This is a genomic window from Lactobacillus taiwanensis DSM 21401 (genome assembly GCF_001436695.1).
Lineage (GTDB): Bacteria > Bacillota > Bacilli > Lactobacillales > Lactobacillaceae > Lactobacillus > Lactobacillus taiwanensis.
Map to the genome: position 1 here is coordinate 224,999 of NZ_AYZG01000001.1, position 21,180 is coordinate 246,178.

The following is a 21,180-nucleotide window of genomic DNA, read 5'->3' on the forward strand; positions in this document are numbered from 1 at the left end:
AGGTATTGACATTTTGGATCATATATATTGTATTAAGCAAAAGTTACGTCTAGCAAGAGAGAGGCTCATTTTCAAAATTTTCTATAATTAGTAAAGTAGTCAAAAAAATACTGCTGAGAGTAAAAAATTCTCAGCAGTATTTTTCTAATTAAATTTCATTTTCATGGTTTTCTTGTTGACCATCACGAAGAGCTTGTTTTTCTAATTTTTTAGCTTCTTCTTCAAAATATTGTCCCTTATTTACTTGGTAGTACTTCTTATATCTAGCATAGTAATTATGGAACATGTAGTGCATCAATAACCAACGTTTTAAGCTACGATCTTTATCATAGAAGACAGTTGTACCGTAATGCCCCTCATCAATTAACTTTTCAGCTAAGCGTTTTGAACCGTTGTCGTAAGCATATTCCTTAAAGATTTTCTTAGGAACACCAAGCCAAAGCATATAGTCAGCACCATCTTTATTGCCGTACACAGTTGGCTTATCTTTCAAATTATCTTCTACATAATCATCTACATACCACTTAGCTAAGTTGTAGCCATTTAAAGTTACATAGAAACTTGAACGACCTTGACGCAAGTTAATTTCAAAGAACTTGTACTCTCCATCTCTTGGATCATACTTAATGTCAAAGTTAGCCATTCCAGTGTAATTCAACTTTTCAAGGAATGATTGAACTGTGTCATAAAGCTTTTGACTAAATGCTGGTAAAATCGCCATATAGTTACCAATTGATTGTGGAGTAGGATCTTCAAGAAGTGGATGACCTAAACACATCATCTTAACCTTGTGGTTTTTGTCAACATATGCATTAAGTACACGCATATTAGAGTCATCACCTGGGATAAAGTCTTGTAAGATTAAGTCTTCAGTATATCCATGAGTGTAGATTTTACCTACAATATCAACTAATTCAGCCTCATCGTGAATAGTAAATGCCTTTTTACGCCCCTCAAATTGGCAATTTAACCAAGAAACTGGATCTTCTGGCTTCAATTCCACTGGATAATCAAATGGTAAATTCAAGTAATTATCAGCCTTATAATCATCCATTGTCACAATTTTAGTATGTGGGTATGGAAGACCATACTTTTCAGCGATTTCGTAGAAACCTTCCTTAGAAATTAGTTTCTCCAGCAAATCATAATCAATATAAGGAACTACGAAAGTATCCTTTAATTCATCTTTATGCTTAGCAAGTAATTCCGCATATCCATCCCCACAAGCAATTAAAATAACTGGTTCTGGATGATTCTTGTATTCTTCAATCTTTTGCTTCATTACGTTCATAAAGCCTGGATCTTCTTCAAAGTCTTCATGAACTTCCACGTCAACAATCTTAGAGTAACGTGTTGCTGCTAACTGACTAGCTGCCCAAGCTTGAACCTTAATTCCATAAGCTTCATTGAATGAACGCGCCATTCCGTAAACATTGATATCGCTACCTAGTAAAATAGGAGTAAATTTTGCTTGTACCATTTTGTAATCCGTACTTCTCTCTAACTTTTAATTAAACAAGTCTTCCACTTTCGATTAATTCTGCCACTTCTGGTTGAACGTGTTGATACTTCTTAACAGTTTCATCATAGTCAACAAAGAATAACTTGTACCAAACCAAGAAAGTGTAAATAGCCCAGATTTGGCGACGAGCTGAACCATCGCCCTTGTAATTATCATCAAGCAATTTAACAATCTTCTTTTGGTCAAAAATATCATTTACAAAGTCTTCAGTAAACAATTCTCTAACTTGCTTATAAAATCTTGGTTCCTTAAGCCATTGCTTAATTGGAGTTGGGAAACCAAGCTTTGGCCTTTGAGCCCATTCTTCTGGCAAGACTTTTTCGGATGCCTTACGAAGAGCATATTTAGTATCGTGGCGGTTAACTAAATATTTAGTTGGGATTGAGTTAGCAAGTTCTGCAATCTTCTTATCAAGATATGGCACACGTAATTCTAGAGAATGAGCCATTGAGATCTTATCTGCTTTTTGCTCAATATCATTAAGCATAAAGTGGTGAAGATCAATATATTGCATTTGCTTAACTTCATCGATATTCTTAACTTTCTTAAAGTCTTCTTGATAAATGCCATTAACTGTCAAATCATTCTTGTATTTATCACGCAAGATAGCATTAGCATCTTTAGAAGTAAAGATAGTTGGATAGTCCATATCATAAATGACAGATTGTCCAACATAAAATTCACTTGGCTCTGCTAAGTTAGTGTACATATGTACTTTACCTGGGAAGTTAGGCATCTTCTTAATCTTATGAGCTAAACGAACACGACTCTTCTTAGGTAATTTCTTAAGGCCAGCAGTAAAGACCTTAATTACATCATTATGGGTATGCATGCCGTAGTTAACGTAGCCTGCAAATAATTCATCGGCACCTTCACCAGAAAGGGCAACAGTAACATGCTTTCTAGCTAATTTACACAAGTACCATAATGGAATAATAGATGGGTTGGCATCTGGTTCGTCCATGTGATATTGCATTTCTGGGAAGTCACGCATTGCTTCATCTGCATCAACTTTATCTGCAAAGAATTTCCAGCCGTGTAAGTCAGAAAGTGCCTTAGCCTTTGATGCTTCATTATATGTAGAATCATCAAAAGAAACTGAGAACACATCTTCAGGATCAAGTAAACTAGTTAAGTAGGAAGAATCAATACCTTCAGATAAGAATGCACCAACTGGTACGTCCGCATTTCTGTATAAATCAACAGTTTCTTTTAAGTCCTCATTGATTTTATCTAAGGTTTCTTCAAAACTTAGACTATTTTCAACATACTTAGCATCCCAGTACTGATGAGTTTTCATTTTGCCATCTTTATATTCAAACCAGTGACCTGCTGGAAAGCGGTAAACACCCTTAAAGAAAGTTTCCTTTAAGTCATTATATTGGTTCATTAAGTATGGCTTAACTGCTTCAGTATTTAATTCCTTTTTAAAGCCTGGATAAGCTAAGAAGCTCTTCAATTCACTACCAACAATTAACTTACCATTTTGGTCTGAGTAGTACATTGGCTTAATTCCGAAGAAGTCACGAGCACCATATAAAGTCTTGGTATTGTCATCCCAAATTACAAAGGCAAACATACCGCGAACTTTCTTCAATAAGCCATCCATTCCCCATTCTTCATAGCCGTGAAGCAAAACTTCAGTATCAGCCTTAGTAGTAAAGGTATGACCTGCATCAATTAATTCTTTTCTTAATGGTTTAAAATTATAAATTTCCCCATTAAAAATAATTGCTCTACTTTTATCTTCATTAAAAATTGGTTGACTTCCACCACGAAGGTCAATAATTGACAAACGTCTAAAACCTAAAGCCACCTGATCATTAGTATATTTTCCATCAGAAGACGGACCACGGTGTTTAATTGTATCCATCATTCCTTGAATAGCACAGTCTTTATCCTTTAATTCAGGATCAAAAAACGCACAAATTCCACACATAAGTAACTTTCACCTCAAAATAAACAGTAGTCTTATTATAAGCTATTTACATTTCAAAAATTAAATTCGATAGAATCGTCTCTTAGAAGCAGCTCCATATCCAAATACTTGTAATAAATGTCGGTGAACATCAACATTTACTATATATCCAGCTGCTTCATTAGCATGATCCATCTGTCTATTCCAGCGCTTATTATATTGCGTAGTAAGCGCATGGTTAGGCCCCATTAGAGCCGAGCAATTAAAAAATATATACTGTATACCATTAATGCGATATTGGTCTTCAGTATGACGGTGTCCACATAAATATGCAACTATTTTTGCATTCTTTATCTTCGTAAAATCAAAGCTATTAGCTAGGGTAAATTCAGGAGGAACATCCCTTGAATTAAGGTATCCTTTTTCACGTTGATTAAAGGCAACCATTAATTCATGTAGAGAACGCCCATTAAATTTCAAGGCATTTGTTCCCTTGCGAGTAATAGGGTTTGCATGACTCATGAAAATAATTGTTTTACCATTTGAATTTTCAAGAATTTCGATAATTTCTTGCATCTGATCTTCACGAATCGCTAAAGCAAGTTTAGTATCGTATTTTTTCTTTCCTTGATCATCAAGCTCATAAGGTAAATCAGATGTATTGACTGTAATAATTCTGACGTCATCTTTATCAAAATATGCAACCCCGTGCTTGCGCGTGATATAGTGAATACCATCTTGCGCATACATACTTGGCCACATTATATCCTCAAATTCATTTTCTGGAAAACTAGCTCTCAGATCATGATGCTCATCAAATTTATCATTTTCATCGTGATTACCCTTGATGACAGCAAAGTTAGTTTTTTTAGATCTAAACGTTCTAGACAAAGATATCAACTCTGCTTCGCCAACTAATCCTGGATCGGATCCATCCATCCAATCACCTAAATGAGCTTTTAAATCTAAAACATCTTTATCTTCAAGATAATTAAACTCTTTAACATGACGAAGTCCGTTATGTCCATAAAAATCAATACTATCAGCATCTTTATAGTGTGTATCGGTTAAAACACCGATATTAATTGAGTTATAGCCATCTCGGCTATGCTTTTTCACATAATCTACTAACTGATCTAGTTGATCTTCAACAATATAACGTCGACCTGTTTGCTTGTTAACAAAAGCAGTAAAACGATTTAAGCGTTTATCAAATTTCCTTACGTACGCTGGTGCTAAATCAGAAGCATCAACAGAACGTAAAGCTTGATGCAAAACATTGTCAGTATCCTTGTAAACAATGAGCTTATATTCTTCACCGTGAGGCGTTCCCTCTGAAGCTCCAACGTTATATTCACCGACAGTCATATATTTTTGCATTCCATCAAATGGAATATTACTTTTATTTCGCATCATCTTCCGAGTCATCCCGGAAAACTTATCAATCATACCTTTGGTTTTATTGATAATTTTCATGATACTCTTCCCCACTCATCACACAAAAAAAGGCCGTTAATGGCCTTGGGGTTAATTATTTGCCAAAGCGTTTGCGGCAAGACCTAATGATAGAACCGCATCTTTAGACAAAACCTTCTTTAAATCATTTGGAACAATTGCTCTAACAGCTCCAATAACTTTCAAGCTGTAAAGTAGAACATGTAAGTCAGTAGCGCGGTCATAGCTACCATCTTGCATTGGATCTTCATGATTATAGGTTAAATTAATCTCATCTTGATCAACATATCCATCCACATGATTAGTTAAAATTCGATCATTTAATTCACGTAATGATTGATCTAAATGAAGTAAAGTTAACTTCCCATCAGATTCGCTATTGTAGTATTCATCTTGAGTCATATCAAAGTATTCTTCGATTGGCTTATCAAGAATGCTTAAACTATTGATTTCGTTGTAAATTCTTTTGGTATTCAGGTCTTGTTGGCCATTGATAATTTTTTCTTGTGATAATGCAATATCATCAGCCAATGTCATGGTAGTTAAATTATCCATCATTGTCCTCCTTGAAATACAACTTCCATTATAACAAAAAAGTTCACTTTTTCCCGTACTTATCATTATTATAGATAGATATTACAAAAAAATTTAGAATTTGACAAAAGAAAAACGAGCAGATTTGATAAATCTTACTCGTTTCAGTTGATTAAACTAATTTCTTTCTAATCCAACCGGAAATCCAGTCAATGATTACCACCATGACGATGATTCCTACTAAGATGACACCTACTCGGTTCCATTGACGGTATTGCAAGGCAATGATTAATGGATAACCAACACCACCAGCACCAACTAAACCTAGAATAGATGCTGAACGGATTGAAACATCAAATCGATACAAAGTATTAGAGATTAAGGCTGGCATTAAGTTAGGCATTGTAGCAAACATAATAATGTTAAACTTAGATCCACCAGCTGCAGTAACAGCTTCATTTGCGCCTTCTTCAAGGTTTTCAATTGCTTCTGAGAACAATTTAGCAAGCATACCAACTGAGTGGAAACCTAAAGCTAGTACACCGGCTGCGGAACCTGGTCCTACTGCCTTAATAAACATCAAGGCTAAAACAATTTCTGGAAATGAACGAATAACGGCTAATACAACTTTTCCTGAACGGGATGTATACCATTTCTTATGACGAGTATTAGCTGCCCAAAAGGCGAACGGTAAAGAAATAATTGCAGAAATAAAGGTACCCAAGAAAGCAATACAAATTGTTTCCCATAATTGAGAGATTAAATCTTCACCGCTTCCGTTATACACATATGACCAGTCTGGATGAAAAATTCCGGCAACAATAGCTCCTGCAATTTGACCTGCACTTGCTTTTATTCCGCCAAAATCCATTCCTACAAATGACCAAATAATTAAAACAACAGTGACAATAGCGATTGTCCAGTGTTGAATCTTTTTCTTAGTGTCCACTGGTTTAGGAGGTAATTTTTTCATTGTAGTACCCATTATTTCATCAACGCCTCCCTAGATTTAGTAGAAATGTAGTCAATAATAACTACGACAACGATAATAACTAAGATAATCATACCGGTCTTAGCATAGTCAAAGACTTGAAGAGTTTGTTGTAAGTACAAACCAATACCACCGGCACCAATATATCCAAGAACTGTTGAAGCTCTGACATTAATTTCAAATGCATATAAAACATAAGAAATAAAGTAAGTAATTATTTGTGGCATCACAGCAAAATGAATAATTTGTAGTTTATTTGCGCCAACGGCTGTTAAAGCTTCGATTGGACCTGGATCAATTGTTTCAATTGCTTCATAGAACAATTTAACAACCACACCAAATGTAAATACAGTCAAAGCTAAAACACCGGCAACTGGGCCGATACCTACAACAGCAACAAAGATTGCACCTAAAAGCAAGTCTGGGATAGTTCTAACAATATTCATGATTATTCTTAAAATTCCAGTAACTGCTTTATTTTTAACAATATTTCTCGCAATTAGAAGAGAATAAACAAAAGCAATTGCTGATCCCATGACAGTTCCTAAAATTGCCATTTTAATTGTTTCAATTAAAAGTGGAATTGCTGTAGCTGCATATCCCCAATCAGGATGACACATTTGAACAAAAATATCAGTAAATTGGCTAAAGTTATTAAACAAAACACTAATGTGTGTATTTGTTACATCTACTGAAAGAAAGAGACCTAAAATCATAATTACGACCCATACAAAGTTCATAATTTTGAATTTCTTTTTAGGCAACTCAGCTAAATGCTGTTCCTTAGATTTAGGCATCTTCTTCCCCTTTCTTGCCATTTCCACCATTGTAAATATCATCAAAGACAGCTTGAGAAGTTTCACTCATCTTGCCATCGTAAACAATTTGACCTGCACGAACACCGATTACTCGATCTCCAAATTCTTTAGCAAGTTCTACGCTGTGAAGGTTAGCAACTACAGTCATCCCATATTCTTCATTAAGCATCTTCAAATCATGCATAACTCGACGTGAAGTTTGAGGATCAAGTGAAGCTGTTGGTTCATCAGCTAAAATAATCTTAGGATTTTGAGTAAGTACACGGGCAATAGCAACACGTTGTTGTTGTCCACCGGAAAGTTGATCCGCACGAGTATAAACTTTATCTGCTAAGTCAACACGTTGCAATGCTTCATATGCTTTTTGCTTATCTTCCTTAGCAAATAGGTTAAAAGTTGTTTTCCAAGTTGGATAGTAACCTACTCGGCCAGTTAAAACATTGCGCAAAACACTTGAACGTTTAACTAGGTTAAAGCTTTGGAAAATCATTCCAATATCACGACGAATTTCGCGTAAATCTTTACCTTTAGCAGATGTAATTGATTTACCATCAATTCTAATATCTCCCTCAGAGACATCTTGCAGACGGTTAATTGAACGAAGTAGAGTAGATTTACCTGCACCAGATAGACCTACTACTACGACAAATTCTCCTTTATCAATATTTAAGTTAATATCCTTTAAACCAACTGTTCCGTTATTATAAATTTTGCTAACGTTTTTTAGTTGAATCATTGGCTGATTAGTAGCTGCCATTTAATTTAAAAATCTCCTTAACATTATTTAAATTGACTACAGTGCATAAAAAGATAATTGTCTTTTAGGGACAATTATCTTTTACTAACTAAGCTTTATTTAATTGACTATTTCTTGTCCTTGGCAATAATCTTGTCATATTTACGAACAATATCGAAGTTGCTGTCCTTAGACTTAGTGTAGCCTTCGTGACTGTAAATTGATTCGATAATCTTCTTACCTTCTTTAGATTCACCAACTTCAATAAATGCCTTTGCAAGTTTCTTTTGGAAGGACTTAGACATATCACTTCTAACAGAAATAGTATCGTTAGGAATTGGCTTAGTGAAGTAAATTGGAACAACTTGGTCCATAATCTTAGGATTGTCTTTTTTAACCGTGTTACGAGCATCTTCAAACACAAATGCTGCGTCAGTATCACCATTTAATACATTCAAAACTGCTTGGTCTTGGCCAGTAACGGTAACTAACTTACAATCCTTTGGCACATCCAAACCTTTTTCTCCAAGTTCAGCAATTGGGAAAACATAACCTGCTGAAGAAGTTGGGTTTTGAACTGAAATACTCTTGCCCTTTAGGTCCTTCCAAGATTTAATTTTAGAACCTTTTTTAACAAGAATTTCTGCTCTATAGTAATCAACTAATTTATTAGTTGCTTTACCACCAGGTTGCTTAACGCCGTAACGTTGAGATTGAAGTAAAACATCAGCAGCTCCTTGTTTATGAGCTAATACATAACCATCAGGTGGTAAGAAACCAACATCAACTTTTTTAGATTTCATAGCTTCAACAACTGTGTTGTAATCAGTTGACATTGAAACATGAACTGGAATTCCAAGCTTTTTAGAAAGCATTTTTTCTAAAGGCTTAGCACGAGCTTCAAGCTTATTAGCAGCTTGACTAGGTACAAATTGGATAGTTAATGATTTTGGTGTATAACCATCCTTTGAACTGTTTGATTTGTTAGAACAAGCAGTTGCAACAACAGCAAGTAAAATTGCAAAAAGGCCTACTAAGACTTTTTTGAACTTTTTCATCATTTCCTCCTAATGAAAAACATTAAATGACAAATACAAAAAAAGACCCAATATGATGAGCTGACAAAAAGAGCTAATCACATTGAGCCAGAAAAGTCGCTAAAAAAACAACGAAAGCGTCAACACCAATGAAGACTGATTCCCCGAAGGAATCAGCCCAAGAACGAGCCACTGAATCTTGGTTACAGTTTATAATGTTGTAATCGAAATTCATCATTATCGTTCTTCCTTTCCCCTAGTACTAACGTTCGTTCTTAAGTATCATACCAAAAATATTCGTACTTGAATACTATTATTTTAATGTAAGCGCTAGTAATTATTAATTAGTTGAATTGGATCGATCCACTTTATAAAAAAACACTCTATCATTACTGATAGAGTGTTTTTTATAATGTTCGTTTTTTAAAAATACTTTTTCTTAGGTTTTGCAATCTTGTTGTTGTCAAGATCAGTTTTAATAATTAACACATCTGATAAAGCATGTTGGTTAACATAAGCAGTAACGCTACCCATTAACATTCTTTCAACTGCATTCATACCAGTTGCACCCATAATAATCAAATCGTTGTGGTGATCCCTAATAAAATCAACCGCAATAATTCTCTTCGGTGAGCCATAACGAATATGGTAAGAAACATCAGTAAAGTTAAAATGTTCCTTAGCCCATTCTTTTAGACTCTTTAAATACTCTTCGGAATCTTGCGTCATTTGATAAATGGTGTCCCCAGAAATCAAAGTATCCTGCATTTCTCCCATAAATTGACGAGTATCAATAACATTCAATACATCAAGATGAGCATTGTTATCAAGCGCAATCTTTACTGCTTTATCAAACGCACGCTCTGCTGTTTCAGAACCATCAACAGGAACTAAAATGTTGTCGTAATCTTCTACCATAAGTAATCATCTCCGCATGGAATTTGCATCTTTACATTGTAATTTTACCATTAATTATAACAATTAATAAGTCTGTTTTCTTTTTATAAATCCGAGAAAAAGAAAATATCTGTGACAAAATATGTTAAAGTAATAATACTGTATTTAAATAACTATAGTGAGGAAAAATACTAATGAGCGAAAATTATGAGACGAAATTAATTGGCATCCAAAATGGTCGCAATTTCCGCGAACTTGGAGGCTATAAAACTATGTCCGGTCAGACAATCAAATATAACAAATTGCTTAGAACTGGTAATTTAGCTGATCTTTCTTCATCAGACTTAGAATTATTACAGAAGCATGGCGTTAAGTATGACGTTGACTTTAGAACAGAAAAAGAAAAAAATGATCATCCCGATCGTGTTCCAGAAGGCGCTAAATATGTTTTTGATCCAGTTTTTAGTGATGATCTAACTAATGCATCTAAGGGAATCTTTGCTTTAGAAGAGAATGCCGAAAAAGATCCTGAATTTGGTTTCAAGCATATGTTCTTTGCTTATGAAGATATGATCAATGGACAAACTGCTCAAAAGGCTTACCGTAAATTCTTTGACCTTTTACTTACAAATGATAAAGACAAGAATGCTCTTCTTTTCCACTGTACTGCAGGAAAAGATAGGACAGGGTTTGGAGCTTTGTTGATTTTATCAGCATTAGGTGTACCTTTTACTACTATCAAATATGACTATACTCTAACAAATATCACAACAAAAAGTTTTGTTGATGCAATGCTTAAGCAAGCAGCCGCTGACGGCTCTAGCAAGCGTGTATTGCAGTCTATTAAGGATATTCAGTCAGTATATCCAGAATACTTAGACCATGCTGTACATGTCCTAAACCAGCAATACGGAGGAATCAATGAATATCTTCGTTCTACCATGAAGCTCTCAAGCAGTGATATCATGGATCTTAGGAGAATCTATCTTGAGGATTGATATAGATTATGGACATTCCAAAATATTTGCAAATTGAAAATGAGCTGAAGCAAGAAATTATCTCTGGCAAATTTAAATATGGAGATAAATTTTATAGCGAAGCTCAATTAAAAGATAAATTTAACGTTTCTTCAATTACTGTTATCAGATCTGTCAAAGACCTAGTTAAGGCAGGCTACTTAGTTCGTCATCAAGGAAAAGGTACGTTCATTTCACGTTCAAGGAAGGACAAGCTGGTTCGTCTAAGCGATAATGAAGTTTTCTCTGATAACCAACAAGAAGATAGAGTTGAAGTATTAAAACTTCAAGAAAATAATAAAGCTGACATACTTGAAAAGCTTGGCCTACCAAAATACAATAGTTATTACTATATTGAACGTTTACGTTTAATTGACGATAAGCCTTTCATGTTACACCGTTCATTTATTCCAGCCAAATTTATCAATAGAAGTTTGGCTAAAGATCCAAATAACTATCACAGTATATATGAGACTCTACAAAAAGATAAGCAATTATATCTATTTGATGAGCCATTTACAGAAACGGATACAATCGTACAAGCAGACGATGAAATCAGTCAAAAACTAAAGATTGCCAAAGACTATCCAGTTGTACGTCAAGTTAAGAAAACTATTTTAAGTGCAACACATGAAGTTGCTGAATTAGTAATCGGATATAAACGTTGCGATTACTTTTCACTTTCGTTTTCAAGTACTGATTATCCGGAAGTTTAGTAATTTAATCTGGAGAAAAAAAGAAGCTGCAATGCAGCTTCTTTTTTCTACTTTAATTTTCAAAATTATTTTCTAAGAAATCATAAATTTCTTCATTAGAATCAGAATTGAATAATTCATTTAATTCATCTACTGGCGTTCCAGCAAAGAAATCCATAATTTTAGCTAAAATAGTTGAATGCATATCTGGATCATTATTCAAAATCAAAAATAAAAATTTAACCTTTAATTCTTCACTAGGGTTAACCATATTATTAAAAGTCGAGTAGTTTCTAAGCGCAATTGGAACAATTAATTGAGTACTTACATAGTCTCCCTCAGTATGCGGTACAGCAACATCAGGTAAGTCACGAGATAATGGTCTCATCGAAATTCCTGTTGGGTACTTATCTTCTCGTTCAATAATATCGCCTAAAAAGTCTTCCTTAACATAGCCTAAGTCATATAATTTTTGAGAAACGGTCTTGAAGATTGCATTTCGATCAGTTAAATCTGTTACAAAAACAGCTTCTGGATCGAAAAGATTTTTTTTAGTATTCGTAGTAGATTCCGCCTTTCCTAAGCAAAAATTTCTATTTTTATTATATAAAACCGATTTCAAAAACACAAAAGTGGGTGTTACTTTTACCTAAATTTTGTTAAAGTTAGTTAATGTAAAAAATATTCCACCGATAAGAAAGAAAGGTTTTTCCATGACAAAACAAAAGACAGTTTATTTTGGTGCCGGTTGGTTTACTGAAACCCAAAACAAAGCGTACAAAGACGCTATGAGCGCTTTAAACGCCAACCCAACTATTGATTTAGAAAACAGCTATGTGCCTCTTCAAAACCAATATAAAGGCATTCGCGTTGATGAACATCCTGAATATTTACATGACAAAGAATGGGCCCAAGCTACTTACAATGGAGATTTAGTCGGAATCAAGACTAGCGACATCATGCTTGGCGTTTACGTTCCTAAAGAAGAAGATGTTGGTTTAGGGATGGAATTAGGTTATGCAATGTCTCAAGGCAAGTATGTTTTACTTGTAATTCCCGATGAATTATTTGGTGAATCAATCAACTTAATGAGCTGGGGTGTAGCTGACAACGTAATCAAGATGAGCGAGTTAGCTACATTTGATTTTAACCGTCCTAAATATAACTTCTACGATGGTGCTGTATATTAATTTAAATAAAAATAAACTGGTAGAAATTAAAATCTACCGTTTTTTTAATAGCATCTTGTTCACGTTCTAACATTCTTGTTTCGTAGAGCATAATCTTTTCCCTCATTTCTGGATCTTCATTAATTTATTACGTAAAGAAAAAATGTTGTTACTGCTCTATTGCAATAACAACGTTTTTTCTTCTATTTAGTCATCATTATCATCTGTATCGGAATTATAATGTAAATTACTGAATTTTTCATTAGCATATTTTTCAGCGTCTGATTTACTTCGCCAGCCTACTTCACTTACCCATTTTCCAGTTTCAGAAGAAACGTTTTTTGATGCCTCACCTCAGTTTTTCGTTCATAGCCTAGGTGATGTCGTCCATACTCATACGCATCAAAGCCATCTTTCTTCTTGTATAGTTCAGTTGTATCTAGATCTTCATAAGTAATCCAACTTTCGCCAAATACAATTGTTGTAATTTTTCCAGTCTCTGCATTGGCGAGATACCATCTTCCTCGCATTTCATTTGGAATAGTTACTGCTCCTTTATCTCCTCCAATTAAAGATTCTTTCTTGGTTAGCACTAGGTCCTTTTGATTGTGAGACTGAAGAAGAACTTTTACTTAAATTGACAAATTCGACTGAACTACTTTGTTCTTTATTGACAGAACTATGACTAGATTTTCTAGATTGTGTTGACTTAATGTTATCATTATGAGATTCAGATACTTCTTTTTTATTTTACTTTCCCATCTAACTATCTATTAATATTATTTAAATTACCAAAAACGGCTTTGCGAACTATTGCAAAGCCATTTTTCATCCTACTTTTTTACTGGCGTCTTCTCCGCACGAGTCAAGGCATCCTTAATGCAGTCTAGATACAATTTACTAATATCGTCTCGACCTCCAAAGTGTGTTCCATCAGTACCTGCAAATAAATTCTGATGTGCCCGAGCCACCTTGTCCCAATCACCAATTGTAATGAACTTGTACTTCTTAGGAAGAGTTCGTTCCCAAACGGCTAACTTATAAGAATTATATGATGAATCGGCATGACCATCATGCGGAGTAATAAAGATTAAATGATGACCTGGTTTTAGATCTTTAATAACCTTCTCAGTCTGCTGTTGATAATCATCTAAAGAATTGGTCCCAATACAAATTACAACATTGCGTTTTAATCGACCTGAATTTTGCGCGTTCATCAGCACATTGTAGGCCTTATCCATAGTACGATTACCTTCTGCATCAATATCAACATTTTTCATATGGTCTAAGAGATATTTTCTACTTCCTAAAGTCACACTATCACCAATAATAGTTGCTCCATCATCTTGTGCACTATTTTGCGCATTTTCTTTCTTAGGAGGCTTAGGTGCTGCTTGAACATAGGTAGTACTTAATTGATCTGCGTCCTGCTGAATTCCGCCAAGCAGTAGATTTTTTTCTAAAGAAGAAATTGAAGGTGCCTGCAGGCATAAATACACCCCAAGACCGATAGCAAGTGTTAAGCCTAGTCCTAATGGAGCCACAATATGCTTGAAAGTAATTTTATGTTTTCCAATTGAAACAGCTTTTCCTCTGATTAAAGGTTCTAAGAAATAAAACGATACACTTGCAAAAAGAACTGAAAGAATTGTCGTAATTAAAGCTGCTAGCCAAGTTGGATAAATTTTTGAAAAAATTACAAACAAAGGCCAGTGGAATAAGTAGACACTGTAACTAATGTCTGCAATATAAGTAAAAATCAATGGTTCCTTAGTGTTAGGTGTTTTACGGTGTAAAATATTAGCTCCTAAGATTGCACAAGCCGCAAATAAACTTGCTAACAAAAAGCCAAACATATAAGTCTTACGTTGATCAAAGCGCAAAACATAAGCTAAAGCAAATAAACACGCTAAATTTAGCACCATAAAAGTAACGGCACCAGCTTTATTCCAATGTTTTGCTACACTATTACTAAACGCAGGCAATAAATCTTGAATTCCCGCAATCGAACCGAGCATACTTCCAATAAAGAATGGGAAAATATGCGCAATACTTGAGAAATAAATTGGTGAAAATTCGCTTAAACTTTGTGCACGTAAATACATTACCGTTGCACTTACAGCCGCTAAAACTGCAGATGCAAAAAATACACGTATTCTGAACTTTTTAACATTAGGTGTAATCTTGGTTAAAAGATATAAAATAAAGCCCCAAACTAAGTAAAATTGGACTTCAATAGCTAATGACCACGTATGCACAAATAGATGTGGTATAAAGCGCGATTCATAAGTTCCACCAGTATTAATTTCAAAAATATTAGTTGAAAAACCAACTGCGGCTGCCAATTGTTTAGGAAGATCAGTAATATAGTCTTTACTTACCAAAAGCGTAAAAGGTAAGACAAAGGCTATCATTAACAATAAAGGCGGCAAGATCCTCATTATTCGACGATAATAAAAATCTCCTAACCTAAATTTATTAGACCGGCTAAACTCATCTAAGGCTAAAGCAGTAATCAAATATCCAGAAAATGTGAAAAAGATATCTACACCAATAAAGCCACCAGTGTAGCGCATCTGGAAGAAGTGATAAAGAAGCACACAAATTAAACCCGTGATTCGGATTAAACTAAACCATTTAATTCTCATTGTTTAACATATACTCCCCTCTCATACTTCCCAGACTGAATTACTTTTCCTTTCTTCATTAATTGTCCATTTCCTTGGGCAACTCCGTGATGAAATTGTCCTTTAAACGTCCAACCTTCATGCGATTTATAAGTACCTAAGCCTTCAAAATGGCCGTTTTTAAACGCACCAGTATAAGTATCGCCATTGTTAAAATGCATTACGCCAGAACGAAGTTTTCCATTTTCAGTTGTGCCTTGATAGACTGTACCATCTTGGAATTTAACAGTATCCTTTTGTAGACCATTAGCATAATAAAATGTAAACCAAATACATCCCAGAATTAAAATAACAGATACGATTAAAGTCCATATCTTACGTTTAGTCATTGTCATCTCCTTGTTTTATAACACATTAACGTCTTATGATACCACACTTATCTTATTTAAATATTTCAGTCTGCAATAATACTCTTTTACCTATTTTTTCTACAAAAAAATGCATATCCAATAAAAATATGCATTTTATGGTTTATTTAAAACTAAGAATAAATCCTAGTTCAGTCATCTTTTTTCAGCGTTACTCCTTTCAACAGTAAGTTTTCTGCCTTTTCATCGCCAGAAGTAAAGGTGATCTTTTTTCGGTTATCTTCTAATTTGCCGTATAAAGAATCCTTTCCCTTAAAGTTTAGAGTTAACTTATCACCGGAAATTTCATAAGTTCCTCTTTCTTTAGACTTTCTTCCATCTTCCAATGTAGTAGTAGAAGTAAAAGTCTTATCCCTTGAAAACTTCATATCTACTTTTTCTTTCCAAAATAAGAAAGTTATCGTACCTTTATAACTTCCATTGAGTCGATGGGCATTATAATTATTCCATGCAAACAACGAAACAATTGCTATTAAAAGAATAAGTCCACCAGTAATCCAGCCTTTTTTATGTTTCTTTAAATTTTCGTAATCCATCTCTTATCCTTTTTCTTATTCATCAATCTTAAAAGTTAATCCAGTTCTTAAAAATCTGGGGAATTGGGTAGAAGAATGAGCATTCTTTACTTTTTTCAAAGTAAAGCTCTTTTTATCTTCCGAAAGTTTTCCTTCAGCATTTATTTGCTTACCTTTAAGTTTTAAATTACCTTTTGAAAGTTGATATGTTCCTGTTTCTTTAGAAACATTCGAATCCCAATAATCCTCATACTTATTCATAAATTTAGCAGTATATACGAAAGTTTTATTATTTTTAAATTTAATACTCCACTTTTCCGTCTGGCCATGGCTTGTTACTTCACAAATATACCTTCCATTTAAATCATGGTCATTCAAATAGTTATGCTGATGGACTACCCCATAAATACACCCCACTAAGGCAATTACTATAATTACTACAATGGTAATTACATTTGGTTTATTACTCTTTATTTTTTCTTTCATTTGATTTTCTTACCTTTCTTATCTTATTCTTCTTCAAAAACTTCAGTGTAGTTGTCGCTACTTACCCAAATAGCTATTAGATTTTTAGAAATAGGTGCCTGTTTTTCACCGTCAATAATTACATTCTGTGAATTTGCTGGATAAAATGTTACGCCCCAGTTATATTGAGAAAATCCATTTGTTTTCGGATCACCTTCAGAATTAATAATGTTCAACGCATCGCCAACTTTTTTAACTTCAATCGGATGCGTATCATTACTATCTGTTAAACCATCTTTTGATAATTCCATATCGTGCGTTTTTAAAAGTGACGGAGTAATAGTTAAAGTAGAATCTGTCCGATCAGTTACATCTTTATGCCGACCAACAGCTTTAATCAATTTCCAATTACCAACTAAACTACTGTAGTCACCATTCTGAATTTGATCAAAATTCATTTTCTTAGTAGCCACTTTATCAGTACTACTTTGACTAGATTTTGAAATTTTACTTGAACTAATAGTTTCACTGTGTGAGCTAAAAGATGTAGATTTTTCTGTAGAACCTGATTTACTTTCTACGTCATTATCCATTTTATCTGCATCAGTCTCTTTACTACTTTGTTTCTTACTTGAAATCGTACTCTTACTACTTTCTTGAGAAGCATTAGAATTAGATTTATTTTTATTGCTACAACCCACTATTAGTAATAAACTTAATAGTCCTGTTGCTATACTTATACTTTTTTTCATTCTATTTCTTTTACCATCTATTATCTTTTTTATATATAATACGTGTTTCTCTGATTACTTTTGGTTTTGGTTCAGATTTAAATTCTTTGGGTGAACTTAAGGCGCCAACAATAAAGTAATAGAGCATAATAACAACTGCCTTCGTAATATAAAATGCAGCTAAAAATAGATATTTTAAGATTACAAAGGTATGTTCCTAAATCCCTCAGCTTTTTTAAATTCTTGAATCATTTCTACCTCCTTTTCAAACTTTAACTAATCTCTGGTAACATATTCTGCTGCTTCAGGGAAACCACTATCAAATAGATCGCTTCTTTCAAACCTTGTTTTGCGTCCAATTACATTCTTCAGACCATTTGCAGAAGTTACAAAAAAACTTTCTTTATCTTTATCATCGTTACTATATTCTATTTCTGCTTTAACTTTCGCACCATTATTAAAATCAAGCGTAACAGTATCATCCTTTACTTTATATTTACCAGACAATTCAGCTTTATCATATTTTGAGACTGCTTTATTCTTTTGGTTATCCCAAACTTTAAATTGTTGAGCTTTAAAAGTATTTCCTGACGAAAAATCTACCTCATATAGTTCATTACCGATACCATTATTAGTGTAAGAATAATATTTTCCTGTCATATGCGCTTTATTGTATTGCTCAACAGATTTGTTATAGTTATTTATTCCTTGTTCAACGATAAGTAATCCAAAGAATATTGCCCAAATTATTATTACTACTTTGTATTCTTTTATTATAAATTTCATCATTTTGTTGCTTTTATTTTATAGATTAGATTATTTGCTTATGACCATTTTGAGAAACTGCTATCATCTGTTGAGATTTCCTAGCATATTCAACATTATTTTGTTCAATTACTCTCAAGGTATCTGAAATTTCTTTATCGGTATTATTGCTTGCAATAATTGCTGCTTCAATATTTTGTGCAGATCCTATTACATTATTGCTAAGTTCATTGATATTATCATTAACTCGCATTAACTGATTATTTGTCTGCTTTAAGCCTCTTCCAATTTCACGAGTTGACTTCTTTACTGTTATTCCTAAGTCAGCTAAGTTATTATTAACCTCATTTAGGCCCTGACCAATGGTCTTTTGCAGTTCTTTTTGACTTTCAGCAATCTGCATTTTCAGTTGTTGATTCAATTCTGCTCTTTCAAAACGATCCTCAACAACTTTTATTGCTTCACCTAAAGTACTTACTTGATTTGTATCAATTACTTCATATAAAGATAAAATATAACCAGGATTCAATTGACGTCGTGCGGGCAATTTTATAAGATCTGCCGGCTTCTTTCTTTTCACATTCTCTACTTCTTTTTTCGCACTTGTTACCAAATTATGATCCACATTATTTTTTATAGTCTGTAATTTAGGAATACTGTCATTTAATTTATTTATTTCAGTAGACATATTTTGTGTATTGGATTTTATAGCCTCATTTAGATTGGCAATTCTGGCAATGTGGGGAGCATTTATTTTGTTATATTCTTCCTCATATCTTTTCTTTTTATCAAAGTTATACCATCCCCATATCCCAAGCGCAGATAATATAATCAATATGAATGTAGCCCATCCATTAAAATGAAGGGCACCTTTTAAATTGAAGATAATCAATAATATTCCAATTCCACCAGCGACATATCTTCCTTGCGGCACATCCACATTAGTTGGCTTTTCTAAATTAGGAGAATAGCTCACATTAGTAGTTTTATATAATTCATTTAAATCGTTAATTCTATTTTGCGTCTGAACAATCTGGTCATTAAGTAATTTAGATTTGTTTTCCGCATCTTTTAAAGAATTATTTGCCTGTTGAACATTTAGGGCGTAAAAGTATGCTTGTTTAATTCCTTGCAGTAACTCTGTCTTTTTCATGTTTTTACTTTGCTCCATGCCACTTTTTGTTCTACAAAAAAAGTATATTCGGTTGGGAATATACTTTTTAATCATCCAATCAGTAGTTATCTCTAAATACAACTAATTATTCTTTCGCTTGCGATCTACGCCTAGAGCACCTAAACCAAGAGATGCGATTGACAAACCAGCTAAACTTGCGAATAAGCTAATCTTTTCATCAGTACCTGCTTGAGGCAACCTCTTTTCGTTAGAAGTAGCTACTTTTCCATTATTCACTGTGGAAGCATGATTTGCGGTAGCTTTGTTAGTGTTTACCTTGTTGCTTAATGCGACAGTTTGAACAGCATTAGACTTAGTAGCTACATTACCTGATTGAGCTACAGACTTGTTTGAAGTTAAACTATTTACAACGACTTGAGGATTAGCTGAATTCTTTACACTGTCACTAGTCTGCGCATTTTTAACTTCAACACCTGATTGAGTAGCAGTAGTTGAAGTTTCAGATTTAGAATTAGAAGTCTTCTTATCTGTTGGAACAGTTACAGTAGTACTATCATTCTTCTTAATATCAGTAGCTTCATTGTTCTTTGAAGAGTTAGTCTTTGTAGAAACTTGTGAGTTTGAATTCTTGTTGCTATCAGTTGTAGCTTGATCCTTGCCAGTATCTGAACTATTTTCGTTAGATTTGATTCCGTGAACTCTGTTGTAGGCATCTTTATCTACCTTGATAAGTTCCTTATTGTAAACAAACCATGGGATAACAGTTTTATTTTCAGTATTATTTGTGCTATCACTATCTGTCTCTCCCTCGCCTCTACCGTGTTCGTCTTTATTATCAGGACTAAAAGTAAATTCACCAAACTCAATAGTATTTGGATCTGTGTTAGCTAAAACCCAATTTTTATCTTTTCTAACATTTCTTGCTACCAATTCAGCTAGCTTATCGCTATAGCTATTTTCTTCATTCTTATAATCTGAGTTACTAATAGAATGACGTGCACCTAGTAAAGTAGCCAAATATGGATTTTCGATTGTATTCCAAATATTATCTACAGCATTCACATTAGAGTCATATTTACTCCAATTTTTATCTTTCTCCTGCCTGTCCAGATTATCCAAAATATTACCTGTAGTTGGAAGAGGTACCTTTTTTAAACTATCTGTCGCATTTTTTCTAGTATTAGCAAGTGTAGACTTATTCTGAACCGCATCATTTAAATACGCATCTACTTCATTTTTAGCATTATTAAGTTTACTATTCATTTTTGACCAGTTAAGATCAGTTGTATCTACGTGAGCCAACCATTTTCCATCAGCAGAGTGTATTCCAGTTCCCGTTGCATCTGGATCGGTAACTGCTGTTTGATATTCTTCTTCACCCATATGCCCTATCGCAGCATGATATTGCTTCATAGCAATATCTTTCAATTCTTCTTTACTTGGGGTTTTAGTAGCAACTTGATTAGCACTAGCATTTGTATTATTTTGCTTTACTTCAGTACTATTCACATTATTGCTATTATTTGCTTGCACAGCATCAGCTTTAGCAACATTTCCACTGACTGCAAAAGCACCAGCTACAAACAATGCTGACATTAACATCGTTGTTCTTCTCTTCATTCTTACATCCTCCAAATATAATAAATAACGGTTGATACAAGGCTAGTTTACCCCCCCCATTTTTATTTTCGTCAAGAGTTTTCACACAATTAATTGAAAAAATTAT

The 21,180-nt window shown here is 33.8% G+C and carries 22 protein-coding genes; 3 read left to right on the forward strand and 19 right to left on the reverse strand.

The features are described 5' to 3' along the window. Window positions 1-148: 148 nt before the first annotated feature. The 9 genes from FD18_RS01090 to FD18_RS01130 form a co-directional block, all read right to left on the reverse strand. Window positions 149-1,480 carry a carboxylate--amine ligase gene (locus tag FD18_RS01090; RefSeq protein WP_057718142.1) on the reverse strand — a complete coding sequence of 444 codons (1,332 nt, stop codon included), beginning with the start codon at window positions 1,478-1,480 and terminating at the stop codon, window positions 149-151. A 31-nt stretch (window positions 1,481-1,511) separates the two neighbouring features. Next, window positions 1,512-3,461: an asparagine synthase (glutamine-hydrolyzing) gene (asnB, locus tag FD18_RS01095; RefSeq protein WP_057718143.1), complete on the reverse strand. Its 1,950-nt coding sequence runs from the start codon at window positions 3,459-3,461 to the stop codon at window positions 1,512-1,514. Window positions 3,462-3,521: 60 nt separating this feature from the next. Beyond that, complete coding sequence (locus tag FD18_RS01100) at window positions 3,522-4,916, reverse strand: metallophosphoesterase family protein (RefSeq protein WP_057718144.1); 1,395 nt, start codon at window positions 4,914-4,916, stop codon at window positions 3,522-3,524. Between the two features lie 51 nt (window positions 4,917-4,967). Then, window positions 4,968-5,450 (reverse strand): hypothetical protein, encoded by a 483-nt coding sequence (locus FD18_RS01105; RefSeq protein WP_057718145.1) that lies wholly within the window; start codon window positions 5,448-5,450, stop codon window positions 4,968-4,970. Window positions 5,451-5,601: 151 nt separating this feature from the next. Next, window positions 5,602-6,414 (reverse strand): phosphonate ABC transporter, permease protein PhnE, encoded by an 813-nt coding sequence (phnE, locus tag FD18_RS01110; protein ID WP_057718146.1) that lies wholly within the window; start codon window positions 6,412-6,414, stop codon window positions 5,602-5,604. Continuing rightward, on the reverse strand, window positions 6,414-7,217 hold the full coding sequence (gene phnE, locus FD18_RS01115; RefSeq protein ID WP_057718147.1) for a phosphonate ABC transporter, permease protein PhnE: 804 nt from the start codon (window positions 7,215-7,217) through the stop codon (window positions 6,414-6,416). Before phnE (FD18_RS01115) ends, phnE (FD18_RS01110) begins: the two co-directional genes overlap by 1 nt. Next, on the reverse strand, window positions 7,210-7,995 hold the full coding sequence (phnC, locus tag FD18_RS01120) for a phosphonate ABC transporter ATP-binding protein (protein WP_057718148.1): 786 nt from the start codon (window positions 7,993-7,995) through the stop codon (window positions 7,210-7,212). Before phnC ends, phnE (FD18_RS01115) begins: the two co-directional genes overlap by 8 nt. Before the next feature lie 107 nt (window positions 7,996-8,102). Then, window positions 8,103-9,032 (reverse strand): phosphate/phosphite/phosphonate ABC transporter substrate-binding protein, encoded by a 930-nt coding sequence (locus FD18_RS01125; RefSeq protein ID WP_004898580.1) that lies wholly within the window; start codon window positions 9,030-9,032, stop codon window positions 8,103-8,105. A 402-nt stretch (window positions 9,033-9,434) separates the two neighbouring features. After that, window positions 9,435-9,929, reverse strand: a complete 495-nt coding sequence (locus FD18_RS01130; protein WP_057718149.1) for a universal stress protein — start codon at window positions 9,927-9,929, stop codon at window positions 9,435-9,437. A gap of 173 nt (window positions 9,930-10,102) precedes the next feature. Between FD18_RS01130 and FD18_RS01135 the strand changes: the two genes are divergently transcribed. After that, window positions 10,103-10,906, forward strand: a complete 804-nt coding sequence (locus FD18_RS01135; protein WP_057718150.1) for a tyrosine-protein phosphatase — start codon at window positions 10,103-10,105, stop codon at window positions 10,904-10,906. Window positions 10,907-10,914: 8 nt separating this feature from the next. Then, window positions 10,915-11,640: a GntR family transcriptional regulator gene (locus FD18_RS01140; protein ID WP_057718151.1), complete on the forward strand. Its 726-nt coding sequence runs from the start codon at window positions 10,915-10,917 to the stop codon at window positions 11,638-11,640. A gap of 52 nt (window positions 11,641-11,692) precedes the next feature. Here the strand turns inward: FD18_RS01140 and FD18_RS01145 are convergent, their stop codons facing one another. Then, complete coding sequence (locus tag FD18_RS01145; protein ID WP_083486731.1) at window positions 11,693-12,247, reverse strand: PTS sugar transporter subunit IIA; 555 nt, start codon at window positions 12,245-12,247, stop codon at window positions 11,693-11,695. Window positions 12,248-12,332: 85 nt separating this feature from the next. Between FD18_RS01145 and FD18_RS01150 the strand changes: the two genes are divergently transcribed. Then, a complete protein-coding gene (locus FD18_RS01150; RefSeq protein ID WP_057718152.1) occupies window positions 12,333-12,809 on the forward strand; it encodes a nucleoside 2-deoxyribosyltransferase in 477 nt (158 codons plus the stop codon). Between the two features lie 287 nt (window positions 12,810-13,096). On the opposite strand, the gene FD18_RS01155 is transcribed toward FD18_RS01150, so the two are convergent. The 9 genes from FD18_RS01155 to FD18_RS01195 form a co-directional block, all read right to left on the reverse strand. Then, window positions 13,097-13,381 carry a hypothetical protein gene (locus FD18_RS01155; RefSeq protein ID WP_057718153.1) on the reverse strand — a complete coding sequence of 95 codons (285 nt, stop codon included), beginning with the start codon at window positions 13,379-13,381 and terminating at the stop codon, window positions 13,097-13,099. Window positions 13,382-13,621: 240 nt separating this feature from the next. Further along, window positions 13,622-15,436 carry an acyltransferase family protein gene (locus tag FD18_RS01160; protein ID WP_057718154.1) on the reverse strand — a complete coding sequence of 605 codons (1,815 nt, stop codon included), beginning with the start codon at window positions 15,434-15,436 and terminating at the stop codon, window positions 13,622-13,624. Further along, the gene (locus FD18_RS01165; protein WP_057718155.1) at window positions 15,433-15,804 is read right to left on the reverse strand and encodes an MORN repeat-containing protein; all 372 of its coding nucleotides are present in this window, start codon (window positions 15,802-15,804) and stop codon (window positions 15,433-15,435) included. Before FD18_RS01165 ends, FD18_RS01160 begins: the two co-directional genes overlap by 4 nt. 170 nt (window positions 15,805-15,974) lie before the next feature. Continuing rightward, a complete protein-coding gene (locus tag FD18_RS01170) occupies window positions 15,975-16,379 on the reverse strand; it encodes a lipocalin family protein (RefSeq protein ID WP_057718156.1) in 405 nt (134 codons plus the stop codon). A gap of 15 nt (window positions 16,380-16,394) precedes the next feature. Next, window positions 16,395-16,844, reverse strand: coding sequence for a hypothetical protein (locus FD18_RS01175; RefSeq protein WP_057718157.1), 450 nt, complete (start codon window positions 16,842-16,844; stop codon window positions 16,395-16,397). A 23-nt stretch (window positions 16,845-16,867) separates the two neighbouring features. Next, window positions 16,868-17,575 carry a DUF6287 domain-containing protein gene (locus tag FD18_RS01180; RefSeq protein ID WP_057718158.1) on the reverse strand — a complete coding sequence of 236 codons (708 nt, stop codon included), beginning with the start codon at window positions 17,573-17,575 and terminating at the stop codon, window positions 16,868-16,870. Window positions 17,576-17,830: 255 nt separating this feature from the next. After that, window positions 17,831-18,343, reverse strand: coding sequence for a hypothetical protein (locus FD18_RS01185; RefSeq protein ID WP_057718159.1), 513 nt, complete (start codon window positions 18,341-18,343; stop codon window positions 17,831-17,833). A gap of 22 nt (window positions 18,344-18,365) precedes the next feature. Then, the gene (locus FD18_RS01190; RefSeq protein WP_157053591.1) at window positions 18,366-19,547 is read right to left on the reverse strand and encodes a hypothetical protein; all 1,182 of its coding nucleotides are present in this window, start codon (window positions 19,545-19,547) and stop codon (window positions 18,366-18,368) included. A gap of 27 nt (window positions 19,548-19,574) precedes the next feature. Then, window positions 19,575-21,074, reverse strand: a complete 1,500-nt coding sequence (locus FD18_RS01195) for a hypothetical protein (RefSeq protein ID WP_057718161.1) — start codon at window positions 21,072-21,074, stop codon at window positions 19,575-19,577. Window positions 21,075-21,180: the final 106 nt, after the last annotated feature.

Bases quoted from the DNA above. Each gene is read 5' to 3' on its own strand.
- FD18_RS01170 (WP_057718156.1), bottom strand. From the start codon at position 16,379: ATGGATTACGAAAATTTAAAGAAACATAAAAAAGGCTGGATTACTGGT.
- FD18_RS01100 (WP_057718144.1), bottom strand. From the start codon at position 4,916: ATGAAAATTATCAATAAAACCAAAGGTATGATTGATAAGTTTTCCGGG.
- asnB (WP_057718143.1), bottom strand. From the start codon at position 3,461: ATGTGTGGAATTTGTGCGTTTTTTGATCCTGAATTAAAGGATAAAGAC.
- phnE (WP_057718146.1), bottom strand. From the start codon at position 6,414: ATGGGTACTACAATGAAAAAATTACCTCCTAAACCAGTGGACACTAAG.
- phnE (WP_057718147.1), bottom strand. From the start codon at position 7,217: ATGCCTAAATCTAAGGAACAGCATTTAGCTGAGTTGCCTAAAAAGAAA.
- FD18_RS01180 (WP_057718158.1), bottom strand. From the start codon at position 17,575: ATGAAAAAAAGTATAAGTATAGCAACAGGACTATTAAGTTTATTACTA.
- phnC (WP_057718148.1), bottom strand. From the start codon at position 7,995: ATGGCAGCTACTAATCAGCCAATGATTCAACTAAAAAACGTTAGCAAA.
- FD18_RS01165 (WP_057718155.1), bottom strand. From the start codon at position 15,804: ATGACTAAACGTAAGATATGGACTTTAATCGTATCTGTTATTTTAATT.
- FD18_RS01190 (WP_157053591.1), bottom strand. From the start codon at position 19,547: ATGATTAAAAAGTATATTCCCAACCGAATATACTTTTTTTGTAGAACA.
- FD18_RS01185 (WP_057718159.1), bottom strand. From the start codon at position 18,343: ATGATGAAATTTATAATAAAAGAATACAAAGTAGTAATAATAATTTGG.
- FD18_RS01105 (WP_057718145.1), bottom strand. From the start codon at position 5,450: ATGGATAATTTAACTACCATGACATTGGCTGATGATATTGCATTATCA.
- FD18_RS01135 (WP_057718150.1), top strand. From the start codon at position 10,103: ATGAGCGAAAATTATGAGACGAAATTAATTGGCATCCAAAATGGTCGC.
- FD18_RS01140 (WP_057718151.1), top strand. From the start codon at position 10,915: ATGGACATTCCAAAATATTTGCAAATTGAAAATGAGCTGAAGCAAGAA.
- FD18_RS01125 (WP_004898580.1), bottom strand. From the start codon at position 9,032: ATGAAAAAGTTCAAAAAAGTCTTAGTAGGCCTTTTTGCAATTTTACTT.
- FD18_RS01150 (WP_057718152.1), top strand. From the start codon at position 12,333: ATGACAAAACAAAAGACAGTTTATTTTGGTGCCGGTTGGTTTACTGAA.
- FD18_RS01195 (WP_057718161.1), bottom strand. From the start codon at position 21,074: ATGAAGAGAAGAACAACGATGTTAATGTCAGCATTGTTTGTAGCTGGT.
- FD18_RS01160 (WP_057718154.1), bottom strand. From the start codon at position 15,436: ATGAGAATTAAATGGTTTAGTTTAATCCGAATCACGGGTTTAATTTGT.
- FD18_RS01175 (WP_057718157.1), bottom strand. From the start codon at position 16,844: ATGAAAGAAAAAATAAAGAGTAATAAACCAAATGTAATTACCATTGTA.
- FD18_RS01090 (WP_057718142.1), bottom strand. From the start codon at position 1,480: ATGGTACAAGCAAAATTTACTCCTATTTTACTAGGTAGCGATATCAAT.
- FD18_RS01130 (WP_057718149.1), bottom strand. From the start codon at position 9,929: ATGGTAGAAGATTACGACAACATTTTAGTTCCTGTTGATGGTTCTGAA.